This window comes from Pseudomonas sp. SDO52101_S400, from assembly GCF_054071635.1.
Genome location: NZ_JBSVWF010000046.1, coordinates 36,437 through 54,169, shown reverse-complemented (window position 1 = coordinate 54,169; position 17,733 = coordinate 36,437). Strand labels below are relative to the sequence as shown.

16 protein-coding genes are annotated in these 17,733 nt (G+C 61.6%); 7 read left to right on the top strand and 9 right to left on the bottom strand.

Translation table 11 applies throughout. The annotated features are described in order from the left end of the window. Positions 1-109: 109 nt before the first annotated feature. The 9 genes from ACW9HX_RS21385 to cbiE all read right to left on the bottom strand — a co-directional run bounded on the left by ACW9HX_RS21385 (position 110) and on the right by cbiE (position 10,665). Positions 110-2,236 (bottom strand): TonB-dependent receptor, encoded by a 2,127-nt coding sequence (locus tag ACW9HX_RS21385; protein ID WP_457382139.1) that lies wholly within the window; start codon positions 2,234-2,236, stop codon positions 110-112. Positions 2,237-2,398: 162 nt separating this feature from the next. Further along, positions 2,399-3,778: a PepSY-associated TM helix domain-containing protein gene (locus ACW9HX_RS21380; protein ID WP_457382138.1), complete on the bottom strand. Its 1,380-nt coding sequence runs from the start codon at positions 3,776-3,778 to the stop codon at positions 2,399-2,401. Between the two features lie 80 nt (positions 3,779-3,858). Then, positions 3,859-5,979: a TonB-dependent copper receptor gene (locus ACW9HX_RS21375; RefSeq protein ID WP_457382137.1), complete on the bottom strand. Its 2,121-nt coding sequence runs from the start codon at positions 5,977-5,979 to the stop codon at positions 3,859-3,861. An 84-nt stretch (positions 5,980-6,063) separates the two neighbouring features. Next, positions 6,064-6,510 carry a DUF2946 domain-containing protein gene (locus tag ACW9HX_RS21370; protein ID WP_457382136.1) on the bottom strand — a complete coding sequence of 149 codons (447 nt, stop codon included), beginning with the start codon at positions 6,508-6,510 and terminating at the stop codon, positions 6,064-6,066. Positions 6,511-6,531: 21 nt separating this feature from the next. Continuing rightward, positions 6,532-7,011: a copper chaperone PCu(A)C gene (locus ACW9HX_RS21365; RefSeq protein ID WP_457382135.1), complete on the bottom strand. Its 480-nt coding sequence runs from the start codon at positions 7,009-7,011 to the stop codon at positions 6,532-6,534. A gap of 48 nt (positions 7,012-7,059) precedes the next feature. After that, positions 7,060-7,461, bottom strand: a complete 402-nt coding sequence (locus ACW9HX_RS21360; protein WP_457382134.1) for a DUF2946 domain-containing protein — start codon at positions 7,459-7,461, stop codon at positions 7,060-7,062. A gap of 177 nt (positions 7,462-7,638) precedes the next feature. Beyond that, positions 7,639-8,367 (bottom strand): cobalt-precorrin-6A reductase, encoded by a 729-nt coding sequence (locus ACW9HX_RS21355; protein ID WP_457382133.1) that lies wholly within the window; start codon positions 8,365-8,367, stop codon positions 7,639-7,641. Beyond that, a complete protein-coding gene (locus ACW9HX_RS21350; protein WP_457382132.1) occupies positions 8,364-9,461 on the bottom strand; it encodes a cobalt-precorrin-5B (C(1))-methyltransferase in 1,098 nt (365 codons plus the stop codon). The genes ACW9HX_RS21355 and ACW9HX_RS21350 overlap by 4 nt, the downstream gene beginning before the upstream one ends. Beyond that, positions 9,454-10,665: a precorrin-6y C5,15-methyltransferase (decarboxylating) subunit CbiE gene (cbiE, locus tag ACW9HX_RS21345; protein WP_457382131.1), complete on the bottom strand. Its 1,212-nt coding sequence runs from the start codon at positions 10,663-10,665 to the stop codon at positions 9,454-9,456. The genes ACW9HX_RS21350 and cbiE overlap by 8 nt, the downstream gene beginning before the upstream one ends. Before the next feature lie 240 nt (positions 10,666-10,905). Here cbiE and ACW9HX_RS21340 point away from each other — a divergent pair, with 240 nt between their 5' ends. The 7 genes from ACW9HX_RS21340 (at position 10,906) to cobJ (ending at position 17,695) form a co-directional block, all read left to right on the top strand. Beyond that, the gene (locus ACW9HX_RS21340) at positions 10,906-11,550 is read left to right on the top strand and encodes a hypothetical protein (RefSeq protein WP_457382130.1); all 645 of its coding nucleotides are present in this window, start codon (positions 10,906-10,908) and stop codon (positions 11,548-11,550) included. A 132-nt stretch (positions 11,551-11,682) separates the two neighbouring features. Further along, positions 11,683-12,498, top strand: coding sequence for a hypothetical protein (locus ACW9HX_RS21335; RefSeq protein ID WP_457382129.1), 816 nt, complete (start codon positions 11,683-11,685; stop codon positions 12,496-12,498). A 53-nt stretch (positions 12,499-12,551) separates the two neighbouring features. Next, positions 12,552-13,214 carry a hypothetical protein gene (locus ACW9HX_RS21330; protein WP_457382128.1) on the top strand — a complete coding sequence of 221 codons (663 nt, stop codon included), beginning with the start codon at positions 12,552-12,554 and terminating at the stop codon, positions 13,212-13,214. A gap of 129 nt (positions 13,215-13,343) precedes the next feature. Beyond that, on the top strand, positions 13,344-14,642 hold the full coding sequence (cobG, locus tag ACW9HX_RS21325) for a precorrin-3B synthase (protein WP_457382140.1): 1,299 nt from the start codon (positions 13,344-13,346) through the stop codon (positions 14,640-14,642). Beyond that, a complete protein-coding gene (locus ACW9HX_RS21320; protein WP_457382127.1) occupies positions 14,635-15,261 on the top strand; it encodes a precorrin-8X methylmutase in 627 nt (208 codons plus the stop codon). Before cobG ends, ACW9HX_RS21320 begins: the two co-directional genes overlap by 8 nt. Continuing rightward, the gene (locus ACW9HX_RS21315) at positions 15,258-15,992 is read left to right on the top strand and encodes a precorrin-2 C(20)-methyltransferase (protein ID WP_007951035.1); all 735 of its coding nucleotides are present in this window, start codon (positions 15,258-15,260) and stop codon (positions 15,990-15,992) included. Before ACW9HX_RS21320 ends, ACW9HX_RS21315 begins: the two co-directional genes overlap by 4 nt. Next, complete coding sequence (gene cobJ / locus ACW9HX_RS21310; RefSeq protein ID WP_457382126.1) at positions 15,992-17,695, top strand: precorrin-3B C(17)-methyltransferase; 1,704 nt, start codon at positions 15,992-15,994, stop codon at positions 17,693-17,695. Before ACW9HX_RS21315 ends, cobJ begins: the two co-directional genes overlap by 1 nt. The last annotated feature ends 38 nt before the right edge of the window (positions 17,696-17,733 follow it).

The window sequence follows — 17,733 nt, the reverse complement described above, 5'->3', positions numbered from 1 at the left end:
CAAATCCTGAGTTCGACTCGGTATTTCAAGTCGGTGCAACTTGCCCAGGCACCTCGGTCAGTCCCCTCTCCCTTTGGGAGAGGGCTAGGGTGAGGGCGGGGCCCGTGAGTCAAAAGTTGTAGTCAGCCGTGACAAAGAACGAACGAGGCTCACCCAGAATCCACTGCTGCCCCTCATTGTATTGGCTTTGCGCATACGTCCGGTCAAACAGATTGTTCACCTGCAACCCCAGCGTGGTGTTGCGCAAGGCTTTCCACGACAGCGTCGCATCGACCACGGTGTAACTCGGCAGCTCGTTGCGGTTGGCCATGTCGGCGTAGCGCGCATCGACATAACGCACACCGGCACCGGCCTTCAGGTCATCGGTCAGCGCCTTGCTCAGCCACAGGTTGGCGGTGCGACGTGGCACATCCACCGGGCGATTGCCATTGCGTGACACCGGCACGCCGCCGACCACTTCTTCGAAATCGTCGTATTTGGCCTTCACGATGGCGGCGTTGGCTTGCAGTTGCCAGGCGTTGGGCAGTTGCAGATCGAGGCTGGCTTCCAGGCCGTTCGACGATTGCTGACCCACCTGCTGCTTGAGCGTCGGGTTACCCGGATCGTCGGTCAGCAGTTTTTTCTTCACGATGCGATACGCCGCCAGGGTGAACTCGCCACGCTGATCCCAGAACAGCTGCTTCATACCGATCTCGGTTTGCCGTGCCGTGGACAAGTCATATTGCTGCTGACTCGGACTCAGGGAAATCAGGCCGCCGATGCCATCCGTGCTGGTGGCGACCTGGCCGTAGAACGAGGTGTCCTGGGTCAGCGCAAACACCAGCCCGGCCTTCCAGTTGTTGCCGGTCAGGGTCTTGTCGCTCTGGCTGCCATCGACCAGATTGGTGCGATCCACATGCACGTAATCGCGACGTACGCCGGTCACCAGCGACCAGCGCTCGCTCAGTTGCGTGCGGTTTTCGGCGAACAACGACATCTGCTTTGTGGTGCTGTCGAACTGATCGCGATACGGGTCGGCGCTCTCGAAATAACCGGTTTGCGGGTGATACAGATCCAGCGGCTGGCCGTTCGGCGATACGTCATTGAACGGCGAGTTGCTGTCGAGCTGGAAGCGGATGCGGTTGTAGTCGACGCCGGTCACGGTCTGGCTGTCGAGGCCGAACAGTGAATGCTTGAAGGTGAAGGTCTGACGGTCGCCGACCTGCTCCTGTTTGTGGCCGATGCCAAAGTAACCACTGCGGCTGAGCTGCTGGCTGTCGGCGTCGAAGTTGTAGTTCTCGGCGTTCTGCCAGCGGCGCTGGGCCTTGAGGTAGTACAGCTCGTTGCTGGCGCTGACCGCATCGTTGATCTGCCAATCGGTGGTCAGGCGCGTCCATTGATCGTTGTAGTGCTGCTTGTCGTTGCGCACGTTGTAGTTCTTGTTGCGCAGGCTTTCTTTCAACTGGCCGTTTATCAGCGGCGTGCCGAAGTAGTTCTGCGGGCGCTGATCGCCGTAATCGTGGGCGAGGGTGAAGGTCAGATCATCGGTGGCCTGCCAGCGCAGGGCGGCGCTGATGAAGTCGCTGGACGAGTCGCCGCGATCGACCCAGCCGTTGCTGCGCAGGTGGTTGAGGTTGAGGCGATAGCTCAGGGTGTCGGTCAGCGAACCGCCGCTGTCGAACGCCTGCTGCTGGCTATCGAACGAGCCGTAACCGACGCGCACGTGGTTTTCGATCTCGCCTTCGAACGGTTTCTTCGGGATCACGTTGACCACCGCGCCCGTTGCACCTTCGCCGTACAGCACCGAGGCCGGGCCGCGCAGCACATCGACGCGCTCCACCGACCAGGTGTCGACCGGGAAGGTCACGGTGCCCATACCGCTGTACATGCGGTTGCCGTCATACAACTGCATCACCGAACTCTGCCCGGTAAAACCCCGGGCCTGCAACGAGGTACCACCATCGCCCGGTGTGCCTGTGCGGCTGATGCCGGTGCTGCGCGACACCGCGTCTTGCACGCTGCGATCACCACGGGCGCGGACTTGCTCGCCGCTCAGGCTTTCGACGCTGGCCGGGGTTTCCATGGCGCTGAGGTTTAAGCGCGAGCCGGCACTGGTCGGCGTGGTCAGGCTGACGGTCTGGTCGTCATTGGCCAGGGCGGTGATGGTGCCGGTGGGCAACGTCAGCGGCGCGCTGTCGGCGTGGGCGCTGTTGTTCAGGGCGAACAGGCAGAGGCTGGACAAGAGGTACTTGTTCATCTGGACGGTGGATCACTTCTTCAAAAGAAAAGCCCGCAGGCTCATGACAATGCATGGCTGCGGGCAGAGCGACAAATTTGCGTTATACAGTAACACTAAAAATTGCCGGAGTTTAAGCCCCGGCAGTTTAAAGATCTGTCTAGGTCGCGCATCTCGCCTGTTTCATGATGAAGTTGAGGCAGATTCAGTTTGCCGGCCCAGACGCGACAACAGCAGCCGATCCAGCAGCCACACCACCACCAGCGATGCCCCCACCAGCGGAAACACCACCGCCAGCACCAGCATGATCGCCACCCCGGTTTTCCACTTCGGCAGATCGTGGCGCAGCGGCGGCACGCCGAACTTGCCCTGTGGCCGGCGCTTCCACCAGATCACCACACCGCTGACGGCGCTGAGCAGGATCATCAGGCAGATCAGCAGCACGATGATCTGGTTGAAGGTGCCGAACATCTTGCCTTCATGAAGCATCACGCCGATCTCGGTAGCCCGTGCAACAGCCCCGTACTGCTCGAATCGCACGTCGGCCAAAACTTTGCCGGTGTACTGATCAACGTGCAGGGTCGCATCGTTGCGTGGGTCGTCGGCGAATACGGCGATGGTGAACACGCCGGTGGCGGTGGTCGGCATTGTGATGCTGTAGCCCGGCTCGACCTTGCGCTCGATGGCGATGTTTTGCACATCCTGCAGGCTGATGATCGGCGCGGCGGGGCCGTGTTGCATGCCGCCGTGGGCCATGTGTTCGGCGTGGTCGCCGGACATCGGCATCGGCGTATTTTCCATGGCCCACGGTACGGTCTGGCGGGCTGCGTTGTTGAGGCTGCCGGCCTCGACGTCGGAGGTCGGCACGTTGTTCCACATCGCCGCCGGGAACACGTTCCACACCTGAGCGTACTGCTTGCCCCAGAAACCGGTCCAGGTCATGCCGCTGAGCAGCATCACCAGCAGCAATGCCGCGCCCCAGAACCCGGTGACTGCGTGCAGGTCACGCCACAGAACGCGACCGCGACTGTTCAGGCGTGGCCACAGAATCCCCGCTGCCTGACCTCGCGGCCACCACAGGAAAACCCCGGACACAACTAAAACTACGCCCCAACCGGCGGCGAGTTCGATCAGTCGGTCACCGACGGTGCCGATCATCAATTCGCCGTGGATCGCCCGGGCGAGTGCTTGCAGGTTCTGCTTGGCATCCTGCTCGCCGAGGATGTCGCCGTGGTACGGGTCGACGAACACGTTCAGCTCATGGCCGGCATTCTTCACCACAAATTGCGCGCTGCGCTCGGCGTTCGCTGGCGGCAGGTACTGGGTGACCTGGCCCTGTGGGTAAGCGCTTTTGACCTTTTGCAGCAAGTCATCGGCCGGCACGGTGTGATGCCCGGCCGGGACGTTCAGCAGGCTGCTGTACATCAGCGAATCGAGCTGCGGTTTGAACAGGTAAATGATGCCGGTCAGGGCCAGCATCACCATGAATGGCGCGACGAACAATCCGGCATAAAAATGCCAACGCCAGGCCAGGTTGTAGAAATTCGGTTTGGGCTGTTTCATCACGAGTGCTCCGCTTGGCTTGGATCTTCTAGTTGTCTGTTGTCACTCGCTCCCTCAAGGGGAGCGAGTGCCCTTGAGGGTTAGAAACTCATGTCCACCTTGGTCCAGAGCGTGCGCCCCGGCTCGTTGATGGCTTGCGGGTCGTTGGCCGGGTAGCCGAACCCGGCGTTGCCCGCCAGGTTCAAGTGCTCGGCGTAAGCCTTGCCGAACAGGTTGTCGACGCCGGTACTGACCTTCCAGTTTTTGTTGATCCGGTAGGCACCGTTGAGCGAGAACACGCCGAAGCCCGAACTCTTGTCGTAATCCTTGCCGACCACGTTGCCCTTGTTCTGGTCGATACGGTTTTGCGCGGCAACCACCCTCCACAGTGCGCCGGCGCTCCAGTTGTCTTCGCTGTAGGTCAGGCCGAAACGTGCATCCAGCGGCGGCATCTGCGGCAGGGCCTTGCCGTCGCTGCTGTTCTTGCCCCAGGCGTAGGCCAGGGTCGCATCGGCTTTCCAGTGGTCGGTGAGTTTGTAGGCTGCGCCGAGTTCACCGCCCATGATCCGCGCGTCGATGTTCTCGGCGCGGGAGGTGCTCATGCCCATCATCGTCGGGGTGTAGTCGAACAGGATGTAGTCGCGCACCACGCCGATGTAGCCCGAGGCCCAGGCTTCGAGGTCGGCGTCCTTGTAGTTCACGCCGAAGTCGAGCTGAGTGGTTTTTTCCGGTTTGATCGAATCGAACGCATTGACCGAGCCGGCCGGGCCGGACTTGGGCGAAAACAGCTCCCAGTAATCCGGGAACCGTTGGGCGTGACCGAGGCCGGCGTAGAGCGTGGTCGGGCTGTCGGCCAGATCATGCTCGTAACGGATAAAGCCGCTGGGCAAGGTGTCGGCGCGGGTTTCGTCGGCAGTGGGATTGGGCCGGGACATCATTCCCGATCCGGTGGTCTGCCGATAATCCTTGGCCGAGGCGCGGTCGACCCGGGCGCCAGTGATCAGGCGGTCACGGTCGGCGGCGTACCACGTCAGTTCGCTGAACACCCCGTAGTTATGGAAGTCGGCGTCCTTGTTGCGCGGCAGATCCTTGTAGGTGTCGATACCCATGGCGGCGCGCTGACGGTGTTCGTTGGTCTGCGCATCGAGTCCGGTGATCAGCTGGATGTCGGCCCAGCGCCAGGTGGCCTTGATCCGGGCGCCGAGGGTGCGGCGGTCGACGTTGGACGCCATGGGACCTGCCATCATCCCGGTGCCGGACGGCGTGCGCAGGGTGTAGTTGTCCATCACGTGGTCGGCGTAGTTGTAGTAGACCTGCGCTTCGAGCTTCTCCAGCACGTCGGTGATGTTGGATTTCTCGAAGCGCAAGCCAAGGCTTTCCCGCAGGAACTGCGAGCCGTCCATGCCGCGCCCGGCGTAGCGTGCTTCGCCGTCACCCTTGCCGGCGGTCAGCTCCAGCAAGGTGTCGGCGTCCGGGGTCCAGCCCAGCGCCACATCGCCATTCCACTTGTCGTAGCGCGAAGCGACGGTGTCGTTGTTGCCGTCGCGGTAATCGTCGGAGTGCGCGGTGTTGCCGATCACGCGCACGTAGCCCAATGGCCCGCCCGCAGCGGCATCGACAACCTTGTCGAAGCGTCCGTTAGAGCCGGCCAGCACGCTGGCATTCACGCGGGTGCCGAGTTCGCCGAAGCTTTCCGGCTCGCGGTCGAACAGGATCGTGCCGGCCGAGGCGCCCGGTCCGTAGAGCACGGTTTGCGGGCCTTTGATCACGGTGAGTTTGTCGTAGGTCTCGGGCGAGATGTACGAGGTCGGCGCGTCCATCCGGCCGGGGCAGGCGCCGAGCATCATGCTGCCGTTGGTGAGGATGTTCAGGCGCGAACCGAACATCCCGCGCAATACCGGATCACCGTTGGTGCCGCCGTTACGCACCAGTGCGAAGCCGGGAATGGTTTTCAGGTAGTCGCCGCCGTCGCTGGCCGGCACCGGTTGGCGCGGGTCTTTCGGGTTGGTGACGATGGTCAGCGGCGAGCTCGGAGCGAGGGCGGTGATCACCGTCGGGCTCAGTTCTTCAGCATGGCTGGCGTGTTCATCGGCGTGTACCAGCGGGGACAGCAGGACGCCGCAAAGGACGGCGGTAGCGTGCCTGAAACGAACACGGGTTTCGTTCAGGGCAAAGGACGCCGGGGCAGAACCCGAGCGTGGGACAGCAGAAAACCTGGACATGACAATTTCCATCAAACAGTCGTAAACGACACGGCCGGCAGCCTGAAGCTGTCTTCTCAACCGTGTGCAATCAGAGGTGGGTGTTTACGCTGCGACGGGCGGGGCGCGGGTGCGGGCGCCGGGGAAGAAGGTCTGTCGGGCATGGCCCAGACGTGGGGAGGGCGTGGTGAAGGTGTTGACGTGGGGAATGCTGAAGGTGGCAAAACTGCCGCCACCGGTCAGCGCCGGGCAGTTGAACAGCAGGCTGCAATAACCGCACTTTTCCCACAGAACGTGGTGCGAAGATTGCGGCGGGCAGTGTTCGGCCGAGGGTTTTGCTTCATGCGCGGAGTGATCCATGCCCGCCATGTCCATCGACATGTCCATGCTCGATGGCATCGAAGTCGAGGCGTGCTGATCCATCGGCATCGACTGAGAAATCAGCGGGCCGATAAAGATCATCAACATGGCGAACAGGGCGATCCAGCTGCCGCGTGTCAGGTGTTCAGTCTGACGGCGTTGCACGGACGACCTGGCGCTGCGCGGGCGCATGGGCGGAGTCTGCCGAAGGGGTTACTGGGCGTGCGCGTGTTCCGGCATGTCTTGCGGTGGCTTCTTCTGCACGGCCACTTCGACGGTCACGTCACCGGCGTTCTCGAAGTGCATCGTCAGCGGGAAACGCTTGCCGTCGGTCAGGAGGCTGCGGTCGGTCGGATTCATCAGCATCACGTGATAGGCCATCGGCGCGAAGGTCACGTTCTCGCCGGCCGGGATAGCCACGTTCGGCACCTGTTGCATCTTCATCAGGTCGCCCTGCATCACGTGTTCGTGCAGTTCTGCTTTCGACGCGATGGGCGAATCGACACTGAGCAGGCGGTCAGCGGTTTTGCCGCCGTTGTGAATGATGAAATACGCGGCAACGGTCGGCGCGTTGGGCGGCAGTTCCTGCGACCACGGGTGGGCGATTTCCAGCTCGCCGGCCTTGTATTCGTGGGCATGGGCGAAGCACGCAGGCAGCAACAGCGCAACGATGACGATGAATTTGTTCAACATGGCAGTTCTCCAGAACGATTTGAAACGCAGGTCAAATGCGGGAACAAATCAAACCAGAGGAGAGGCGCGGGGATTGAGGCTCGGCCATTGCTGGCGCGGTGTCGGGGCTTGCAGCAAGGCGGGCGCCACGCTGCGATTGCTTTCGTACCGGGCGAAATACAGCTGCGGCGAATGCCCCGGCAACGCCACCACCGGCGCCGATCCGGAACAGCACCAGCAATGCTGCATGGTCGAATGATTGTCACCGTTTTGCGGTGCTTTCTGATCCACGCCGCTGATGTCGATCGCCACCATCTTCGTGCCGCTGCCAGTGCAGAAACTGCTCCACAGCAACTGCTCGGCCGGTGTCTGCGCCGCCTGCGCCATCGCTCCCGTCAACGGCATGGCGAGCATGTTGAACAGCACTGCAAAGCAGGCGATCCAGGCAAATGCGAGCCGGTGTCGGTTCATGGGACAGGTCCGTAGGGTGGGCGATCAGGCGCGGCTATTTAGCCTGATCAGGGCCGATAAGTAAAAAAGCGTCGTGCGGTTTGGTGTCGCAGCGCACTTTCAAGAGAGTGTAGCGGCTCGAATTTGCATTGCATGGGACTTGCGTCAACAACTGAAGCTATCGCGAGAGGAAAAAACTCAGCCCCGATCACGTTTTTCAAGAGCCGAGATGACGTCATCAACCGTCGAAAACTCCCGATCAACCCTCGCCAACACCGGTCGCTTCAACACCATCACCGGCACCCCAAGCTCCCGCGCCACGTCCAGTTTCGGCTCGGTCGCGGTGCTGCCGCTGTTCTTGCTGATCAACACGTCGATCTGCCGGCGTTCGAACAGCGCCCGTTCATCCTCCAGCAGAAACGGCCCACGGGCGCCGATGACTTCGCAGCGTTCGTTGCCGGGGTAGACGTCGAGCGCGCGCAAGGTCCAGAACTGGTGCGCCGGGATTTCATCGAGGTGTTGCAGCGGTTCGCGGCCGAGGGTGAACAGTGGGCGATGGAAAGGGGCGAGGGCGGTGATCAGTTCGGCCCAGTCGGCGACTTCGCGCCAGTCATCGCCCGGCTGTGGTTGCCAGGCCGGGCGGCGCAGGGCCCAGCAGGGGATGCCGGTGAGTTGCGCGGCGGTGGCGGCGTTCTGGCTGATCTGTGCGGCGTACGGGTGGGTCGCGTCGAGCAAAAGTGTGATGCCTTCGTCGCGAATGAACTGCGCCAGACCTTCGGCACCGCCGTAGCCGCCGACGCGCACCTGACACGTCAGATCGGTCGGCACCCGGCCCACTCCGGCCAGGCTGTAAATGTGTTCCGGCCCCAAAGTGCGCGCGATGGCCAACGCTTCAGTCACGCCGCCCAACAACAGAATCTGCTTCATGCAAAAGCTCCCGCATGGCCGACGATGCCGCCCTGACGATCAATCGCAAATACTTCGACCTGTACTTGAGCCGGCACCACGCTGCGGGCAAATTCCAGGGCGTGGCGGCAAACTTCGTCACCGAGGGCAACACCCGCCGCACTGGCCATCGCCAACGCCTGCTGGCTGGTGTTCGCCTCGCGAATGGCTTGCTGCAAAGTGTCGTCGGCGCCAATCGCCGCCGCCCATTCGGCCAGTTGCGGCAAGTCGATGCTCGAATGGCGCGAGTGCAAGTCCATGTGCCCGGCCGCCAGTTTGCTGATCTTGCCGAAGCCGCCGCACAGGCTGAGTTTATCCACAGGGACTTTGCGCAGGTGCTTGAGCACGGCACCGACGAAGTCGCCCATTTCGATCAGGGCGATTTCCGGCAGGTTGTAGACCCGGCGCATGGTGTCTTCGCTGGCGTTGCCGGTGCAGGCGGCGATGTGCAGGTAGCCGTTGGTTTTCGCTACATCAATGCCCTGATGGATCGAGGCGATGTACGCCGCGCAGGAAAACGGCCGGACGATGCCGCTGGTACCGAGGATCGACAGCCCGCCGAGGATGCCCAGGCGTGGGTTCATGGTCTTCAGCGCCAGGGCTTCGCCGCCCTCGACGTTGACCGTCACCTCGAAGCCGCCGCGATAGCCGGTTTCTTCGGCGAGCAACGTCAGGTGATCGCTGATCATCTTGCGCGGCACCGGGTTGATCGCCGGTTCGCCGACGGCCAGCACCAAACCCGGACGGGTCACGGTGCCGACGCCTTTGCCGGCGATGAAGCGGATTCCCGGCTCGGCCATCAGCTGCACGCGGGAATAGAGCAATGCGCCGTGAGTCACGTCCGGATCGTCACCGGCATCCTTGATGGTTCCGGCTTCGGCGCCGTTCTCGGTCAGTCGGCAGAACTCCAGGCGCATCTGCACCTGCTTGCCCTTGGGCAACACGATCTGCACGGCGTCTGCCACCACACCGCCGAGCAACAGGCGCGCGGCGGCAAGGCTGGTGGCCGTGGCGCAGCTGCCGGTGGTCAGGCCGCTGCGCAGGGGCGCGGGTTGTTCGGCGGTCTCGTCACGCATCGAGGGGTTTGACCAGATCGAGCAGGGTGATCGGCAAGGCCTGGCGCCAGGTATCGAACTCGCCCAGCGGCTGTGCCTGGGCGATGTGGATGCGGGTCAGCTCGCCGCCGTGGCGTTCGCGCCAGCTCATCAAGGTCATTTCGCTTTGCAGGGTCACGGCGTTGGCGACCAGTCGCCCGCCAGGCTTGAGCTGTGCCCAGCAGGTGTCGAGCACGCCTTCGCGAGTCACGCCGCCGCCGATGAAAATCGCGTCCGGACGTTCCAGTCCGGCGAGGGCTTGCGGTGCACTGCCGCGAATCAGTTGCAGGCCGGGAACACCCAGCGCATCGCGGTTGTGTTCGATCAATTGCTGGCGACCTTCGTCAGCCTCGATGGCCAGAGCGCGGCAGCTTGGGTGAGCGCGCATCCACTCTATGCCGATCGAGCCGCTGCCGGCGCCGACGTCCCACAGCAGTTCGCCCGGTGTCGGGGCAAGGCGGGCGAGGGTGATGGCGCGCACATCGCGTTTGGTCAGTTGGCCGTCGTGCTGGAAGGCCGAGTCCGGCAGACCGGCGAGGCGCGACAGGCGCGGTGTCTGCGGATCGGCGAGGCACTCGATGGCGATCACGTTGAGGTCGGCAATGACCGGGTCGTTCCAATCGTTGGCGGTGCCGTCGATCCGGCGCTCGGCGCTGCCGCCCAGATGTTCCAGAACACTCAGGCGACTGGCGCCGAATCCACGCTCGCGCAGTAATTCGGCAACGGCGGCCGGACTCTGACCGTCATTGCTCAGCAGCAACAGGCGCACGCCGCAGGACAACTGACCATTGAGGGCCGCCAGGGGACGCGCCACCAGCGACAGCACGGCAACGTCCTGCAACGGCCAACCCAATCGGGCGGCCGCCAGCGAGCAGGAGGATGGCGCGGGTAGAACCAGCATCTCCGCGCCCGGAACCTGACGCGCCAGGGTCGCGCCAACGCCGTAGAACATCGGATCACCGCTGGCCAGGACGCACACCGCTTCGCCACGGCGCTCGAGAACCGGGGCCAGCGAAAACGGACTTGGCCACAACTGGCGCTCGCCGCGAATGCACACCGGTAGCAGATCCAGCTGACGCTGTGCGCCGACGATTCGCGAAGCGCTCAGCAGGGCGCGCCGGGCATTTTTACCAAGACCGTTAAAGCCGTCTTCAGCAATGCCTACAACCGTCAGCCAAGGGGTCATGCGGATCCTCATCATGGGTTCTTCGTGAATGGGCGACATGATAACGCGGCTGCCTCGAACTGGCTGCCTTGCATTTTTACGAAGCTCGGACAACAAGTGTCGAAGTTGTTATTTGATGGGCGCGCTTGATTGTTGTTAGTTTCAGTGTTCTTCCTGTTTTTCAGGTTGTATTGGAACGTGTAATTAATCTTCAGAACATAAGGATTGAACAGTGAGTGTGCAAACAGAGGAGGACAGGCTGTGGAACAGTTTATGAGCGTGAGTAGTTCCAGTGTTGTGGAAAATAATGTGTGGGCCTTTTTTTCCGGAGTCAGTCATCAGGACAAGCAGTACATCAAGGACAGTATGCGATGGGCGGAGCACCAGGCTGATCTGCGTCATGACAGTCAACGTCGTCCGGCCGACTGGTTTGAATTCTATTCAGGAGCACTCTGGTCCGTAGGCTGGGAATTGGAAGGTGCACCGGTAATCGTCGTGGAAAAGAATGTTTCCGGAAATATTCTCGATATCTGGGAAAAGTCGATGTCGACACTGTTAAGCAGGGAAAAAATCAGGCAGATGAGAGAGACCTTCAAATTTCTCGAAACCCATCCAGACGGGCTGGACCTGCTGACGCAAAGTACGAGGAAGTCGGGCGATTTCAGCTTCTCTCCCGCCTTTTACAATCGCAATCAGGAACTGGAAATAGTTATCAGCAACGTGCGCATGCTGAGCAATACCTGGGGTTCCAGGTACCTGTTCTGGGAGGTGGACCATTCAATGTCGCAACTTGATATTCAATCCCGCCGCTTAGTGATTAACCCTCGAAAGATGGATCAGTACCGATCGGGTCTGGCGGAAACGGTAAAGGATATGAGGAGAAAAGAGATCGAGTTTTCGATGTGATCGTGTACTTATGTATTTCAGGGTTGTAGATGTAATGTCTTGAATTCTCTTGAGGTTGTCACGGTTTTTTGGGTTTGTTAGTTTTGAATTACGCCATGAAGGCGTACTTATTTAATAAAGGGAATGAATGTTGTGAACGAATTATCCAAGCAGGCAGTTACCGCAGAACAACGTATTGCTTTGATTCGGGAGTGCAATGATTTTATCGCCGCTCAACCGGCTCCGCGCACAATGAAGTTGTCCGTTGGCTCGAACCTGCCCATCGACAAGGATGAACTTAACGCGGCCATCATGGGGACAGGCATCGCGGGTTTTGACGAAAGCATGTCCAAGCGCAGCAAGCGCATTGTGAAAAATACTTATATGTACGCCGATCTGGTGGCCTTGCTCAAATTCCCTTCTCCCAGAGAGAAGGAACAGCGTTACAACGAATTCATGCGATTGATGAAGCTGGCGGGCTGGTTTGCTTTCAGTGAGCCCTACGATCTTTACAACGCCACCTCCGAAAAACTGACCATGGACAACGTTGCGCTGACCATTCTCAACACTGCGGTGACAGCGGCGGTGGCTCGGGGCGCTACCGCACTGAAAGCGCTCAAGAATGTGGCAGACACGACCATGGAGGCGCTGAAGGATGAGCCTGAAGCGTTGGCACTTTTTGACCGCAACGCCAAGAAAGCCGAAGGCGGTAACTTCTGCATGTCGAGCGCTCTGGAAGCCAAGGACGGGACTATCAGCATGGCCATTGCTGCTGTGCAGTACTTCGCCTCGGCTCAACCGACAAAAGTACTGTTTGTGGAGTGGGCTACTTCCAGCGTCGACATTTACCACGGCTACGCCAGCATGACCATGGAGGAAGAAGACTTCCTGTCGGTCGAGCCTCTGATCGTCCAGGCACTGACCGAGCAGCGTGCAAAAGCGCTCAGTTATGAGTTTGGCACCGCCTGACATTCATTCAAGCCAGAGGTATGCGCCTCTGGCCTTTTTATAAGGAGTCATCAATGAATACAGAGGTCGGTGTTAAAACGTTCATATGTGCCGGTACGGTGGTTCTGGTTGCGGATGAATTGCTGGAGTCGGACCGGTGCGACGGTTTGGATGCGCTGCTTTATGCTCAATTGGTCGCCTCTCACAAATGTCCTGATCTCACCCGGGCCGATTTATGGAATCAGGCCAACAAGATCGCGCTGAGAGTAACGGGTGCAATGTTGCTGGATAACCCGCAAGCCAGCCTGCCTGTGCCGATGCCGAGCAGTTTTACCCTCGCCGAATTGACTCGTCGAATCTTTCACCAATGGGTTCCGGCTGCCACCGACGAGGTCTTGGATTCAAGCCTCACGTTGCTGTCGAGGCAAGCATCGAGCGGGCCCGCAATGGAGGTGTTGCTCCAGCACTCCCTGCATGAGGGCAAGTGGGTGCGGTTCGGCTTCAGCCTTCTGTCTCGGGGCCTGAGTGTGTCGACGGTGTTCATCGCGTTCGAAGTCGATGAGGTCATTGAAGGCAATCTTTTGTGCCACCGATTCAATACCGCGAGCGTGCTGGGTAACGTATCAATCGATAGCTACAAGGCGCTGATTGATCCCGAAGATTACGTCTTTTCCCGGGACAAGGTGATTGCGCTATTGGGCGACCGGCGCCAAGAGCAGATCATCGCGTTGGCTTGAGCACTCAAGAGGGGCGATCGGTTGTCCGACGGGCAGACTTTTCATGCTGTCAGGCAAAGCAGGCATAATGGCGACCTTTCGCCCACCAAGCGCTGCCTGTCAGCCGGTCATCCTTTGAACGAACGCTCGATATCCAACGCCATACGCCCCTCGGCCTGTCCGGGGTTGCTGCGCATCGTCCAGGCGCTGGATGGCGGTATCTGCCGGATCAAGCTCGATGGCGGTTCGATCACGGCCGATCAGGCCGATGCAGTGGCCAATGCCGCCGAGCGGTTTGCCGGTGGCGCGATCGAGGCGACCAACCGGGGCAATCTGCAGATCCGCGGTATCGGCGACCGGTCCGCCGCGCTGATCGAGAGCCTGCTGGCCGCCGGTCTCGGGCCGCGAACTGCGGCGGGCGACGACGTGCGCAACCTGATGCTCAGCCCGGCTGCCGGCATCGACCGGCAGATGCGCTTCGATACTCGTCCATTGGCCGGACAGATCCTCGAGACCCTGCAAAGCCATCCGCGTTTCCATGAACTGAGCGCCAAGTTCGCTGTGCAACTGGATGGCGGTGAAGGGCTGGCGATGCTCGAACATCCCCATGACCTGTGGTTATCGGCATTCAAAAGCGGTGAAAATACGCTGTTGGCGTTCGGCCTGGCGGGTTGCCCCACGGATCGACCGCTGGCCGCCGTGGCGCTTGCGGACGGACATGCGCTGGTGGTCGCGGTGCTGGAGCTGTTCCTCGAACTGGCCCGACCGGAGCAGACACGTATGCGTCATCTGCTGGATGAATGCCCTGCACCGGTGTTTCTGGAAAAGCTCGGTCAGCGGATCAACCTGCAAGTCGTTGGCGATTGGCAGCGTGGAACCGTGCCGCAAGGCTTGCACATCGGCATTCATCCTCAGCAATCGGCTGGTCAGGTCTATGTCGGTGCCGCACCGCCGCTCGGTCGTCTCGATCCGGACATGCTGCGTGGTGCCGCGCAATTGGCCAGAACCTTTGGCGATGGCAGTCTTCGGTTCACCCCTTGGCAAAGCCTGTTGCTGCCCAATGTGCGGGAAGCGAATGCGGTTCAAGTGCTCGATGCTCTGGGCAAGCTGAACTTGCTGACCCAGACCGAAGATCCGCTGTCACACCTGATCGCCTGCACCGGCTCCAACGGCTGCGGCAAAGGTCTGGCCGACACCAAACACGATGCCCGCCTTCTGGCTACGCTGTTGCTTCACGCCGTTGATGTGCACTTGTCCGGCTGCTCGCGCTCCTGCGCCGCCGCACACCGGGCTGCTGTGACTCTGCTGGCGGTCAGCCCTTGTCATTACGATCTCTATTTTCGCGATGCAACGCAGCCGGGTTTCGGCGCGCTGCACGCCCACAACCTTACTATCGAAGCGGCCGCGACCCTGCTCGCCGCCCGCTCACGGAGCCCCCTTGATGCTTGATTACATCCGCGACGGTCAGGAGATCTATCGCAACTCCTTCGCGATCATTCGCAACGAGGCCAACCTCTCGCGTATTCCGGCCGACCTGGAAAAACTCGCGGTGCGGGTGATCCACGCATGCGGCATGGTCGAGGCCATCGACGGGCTGCAATTTTCCGAAGGCGCGGGCAAGGCCGGGCGCGATGCGCTGGCCGCTGGCGCACCGATCCTGTGCGATGCGCGGATGGTTTCCGAAGGCGTGACCCGTGCGCGCCTGCCTGCCAACAACGAGGTGATCTGCACCCTGCGCGACGACAGCGTGCCGGAGCTGGCGCGTGAGCTGGGCAACACTCGCTCGGCAGCGGCGCTGGAGCTGTGGCGCCCGCATCTGGAAGGCAGCGTGGTGGTGATCGGCAACGCGCCGACCGCGCTGTTCTATCTGCTGGAAATGCTCGACGCCGGCGCGCCGAAACCGGCGCTGATCCTCGGCTTCCCGGTGGGCTTCGTCGGCGCTGCCGAGTCCAAGGCCGAGCTGGCCGCCAACAGCCGTGGCGTGCCGTTCGTGATCATGCAGGGCCGCCTCGGCGGCAGCGCCATGGCCGCCGCTGCGGTCAATGCCCTCGCCACGGAGATCGAATGATGCAGGCTCAAGGACGTTTGATTGGCCTGGGCGTCGGCCCCGGTGATCCGGAACTGATTACCGTCAAGGCCCTGCGCCTGCTGCGCGAATCGCCGGTGGTGGCGTATTTCGTGGCCAAGGGCAAGAAGGGCAACGCGTTCGGCATCATCGAAGCACACCTGCAAGACGCGCAGAATCTGTTGCCGCTGGTGTACCCGGTGACCACTGAAGTACTGCCGGCGCCGCTGTCCTACGAACAGGTGATCAGCGATTTCTACGATGACGCGGCAGAGGAAGTGGCTGCGCATCTGGATGCCGGTCGCGACGTGGCGGTGATTTGCGAAGGTGATCCGTTCTTCTACGGTTCCTACATGTACCTGCACGATCGCCTCGCCAGTCGCTACGAAGCCGAAGTGGTGCCGGGCGTCTGCTCGATGCTTGGGGGCGCGTCGGTACTGGGTGCACCGCTGGTCTATCGCAATCAGAGCCTGTCGGTGCTGTCCGGTGTATTGCCACATGACGAGCTCAAGCGCCGCCTGGCCGATGCCGACGCGGCGGTGATCATGAAGCTGGGGCGCAATTTCCCGAAAGTGCGCGACGTGCTGGCGGAACTGGGCCTGGCCGAGCGCGCGCTGTATGTCGAGCGCGCGACCATGGCCAATCAGAAGATCGTGCCGCTGGATGAGGTCGAGCCGATGTCGTCGCCGTACTTCTCGCTGATCATTGTTCCCGGCGAACGGTGGCAAGGCTGATGACCCATTCCACACCCGCCATCGTCATTCTCGGCCAGGGCGCACTGGCCACGGCCCGTCGCCTTCAACAGGTTTATCCAGATGCGCAGATTCACGGCCTCTCCGGGCGCGTTGAAGGCGCCGATCTGACGTACAGCGAATTCGGCGCGACCCTGCGTGAGCTGTATCGACAGGACACGCCGATCATTGCCTTGTGTGCGGCGGGTATCGTCATTCGCACACTGGCGCCGCTGTTGCTGGAGAAAGGCGTCGAGCCAGCGGTGCTCGCCGTGGCTGAAGATGGCAGCGCCGTGGTGCCGCTGCTTGGCGGCCTGGGCGGAGTGAATGTCATGGCCCGTGAGATCGCGTCTGCGCTTGAAGCGCCGGCGGCGATCACCACCAGTGGCGAACTGCGTTTCGGCACCTGCCTGCTCAACCCGCCCGGCGGTTATGCCCTTGGCGATCTGGAGCAGGGCAAACGCTTTGTCTCCGATTTGCTCGCCGGCCACAGCGTGCGCATCGACGGTGCTGCACCTTGGCTTGAGCAGGCGCAACTGCCGGAGGATCCACAGGCGCAGCGCTCGATTCATGTGGGCAGTGATGCCCGCGTGGCGAGCGCCAGTGAGTTGCTGATTTATCCGCGCAGCGTGGCGGTGGCGGTCGGTGCCGATGTGGCCGACCTGCCGGATGCGATTCGCAATGCGTTGCAGCAGGCCGGTGTGGCGATTCAATCGCTGGCCTGTCTGGTGGCGGCTGATGTTCAAATGGCGAGTCCGGCATTGCGTGAAGCTGCGCTTGAGCTGGCGGTGCCGCTGCGCTTTGTTGCGCCAGCGAATGACATCGGTGAGCTGGCTCGCGATGCGGTCCCCGACGCTCGAATCGTCACAACATCCCGCGAGCTTGCCATTGCCGTGGCCGAACAGCCGCTGGATGTTTCGCAGGTCGGTCGTCCGCGTGGTCGCCTGGCAGTGATCGGCCTCGGCCCTGGCGCGGCAGAGCTGATGGTGCCGGCGGTGAAAGCCGAACTGGCTCGGGCCACAGACGTGCTCGGTTACGAAACCTACGTGCGCATGGCTGGCCCGTTCCGCGATGATCAGGTGCAGCATTGCACCGACAACCGCGAGGAAATGCAGCGTGCCCGTCATGCCTTCAGGCTGGCGGCCGAGGGGCGTTCGGTGATCGTGGTTTCGTCCGGCGATCCGGGGGTGTTCGCCATGGCGGCGGCGGTGCTTGAGGCGTTGCACGAGTCGACGGATCCGGCGTGGCACAGCGTCGATCTGGAAATCCTGCCGGGTGTTTCTGCGTCACTCGCTACCGCCGCTCAGGCCGGTGCCCCGCTGGGTCATGACTTTTGCGTGATGTCGCTGTCGGATAACCTCAAGCCGTGGTCGATCATCGAGAAACGTCTGGATCTGGCCGCCGAGGCGGATCTGGCGCTGGCGTTCTACAACCCGATCTCCCGTGCCCGTCCGTGGCAACTGGGGCGAGCACTGGAAATCGTCGCGCAACACCGCACCCCGCAAACACCGGTGGTGCTGGGCCGCGATATTGGCCGTCCGGGGCAGACGCTACGGGTGACCACGCTGGGAGCGCTGACACCGGATCAGGTCGACATGCGCACCATGGTGCTGATCGGTTCGTCCACCACCTGCACATTCCCTCGCATCGAGGGCGGTGAGTGGGTGTATACGCCGCGTTGGTACGGGGAAAAACCGGCCGGATGACAGCGCTTTTGTAATCCGTTTTGTTTCTCTAAATGGAT

Bases quoted from the DNA above. Each gene is read 5' to 3' on its own strand.
- ACW9HX_RS21385 (WP_457382139.1), bottom strand. From the start codon at position 2,236: ATGAACAAGTACCTCTTGTCCAGCCTCTGCCTGTTCGCCCTGAACAAC.
- ACW9HX_RS21380 (WP_457382138.1), bottom strand. From the start codon at position 3,778: ATGAAACAGCCCAAACCGAATTTCTACAACCTGGCCTGGCGTTGGCAT.
- ACW9HX_RS21375 (WP_457382137.1), bottom strand. From the start codon at position 5,979: ATGTCCAGGTTTTCTGCTGTCCCACGCTCGGGTTCTGCCCCGGCGTCC.
- ACW9HX_RS21370 (WP_457382136.1), bottom strand. From the start codon at position 6,510: ATGCGCCCGCGCAGCGCCAGGTCGTCCGTGCAACGCCGTCAGACTGAA.
- ACW9HX_RS21365 (WP_457382135.1), bottom strand. From the start codon at position 7,011: ATGTTGAACAAATTCATCGTCATCGTTGCGCTGTTGCTGCCTGCGTGC.
- ACW9HX_RS21360 (WP_457382134.1), bottom strand. From the start codon at position 7,461: ATGAACCGACACCGGCTCGCATTTGCCTGGATCGCCTGCTTTGCAGTG.
- ACW9HX_RS21355 (WP_457382133.1), bottom strand. From the start codon at position 8,367: ATGAAGCAGATTCTGTTGTTGGGCGGCGTGACTGAAGCGTTGGCCATC.
- ACW9HX_RS21350 (WP_457382132.1), bottom strand. From the start codon at position 9,461: ATGCGTGACGAGACCGCCGAACAACCCGCGCCCCTGCGCAGCGGCCTG.
- cbiE (WP_457382131.1), bottom strand. From the start codon at position 10,665: ATGACCCCTTGGCTGACGGTTGTAGGCATTGCTGAAGACGGCTTTAAC.
- ACW9HX_RS21330 (WP_457382128.1), top strand. From the start codon at position 12,552: ATGAATACAGAGGTCGGTGTTAAAACGTTCATATGTGCCGGTACGGTG.
- ACW9HX_RS21320 (WP_457382127.1), top strand. From the start codon at position 14,635: ATGCTTGATTACATCCGCGACGGTCAGGAGATCTATCGCAACTCCTTC.
- ACW9HX_RS21315 (WP_007951035.1), top strand. From the start codon at position 15,258: ATGATGCAGGCTCAAGGACGTTTGATTGGCCTGGGCGTCGGCCCCGGT.
- cobJ (WP_457382126.1), top strand. From the start codon at position 15,992: ATGACCCATTCCACACCCGCCATCGTCATTCTCGGCCAGGGCGCACTG.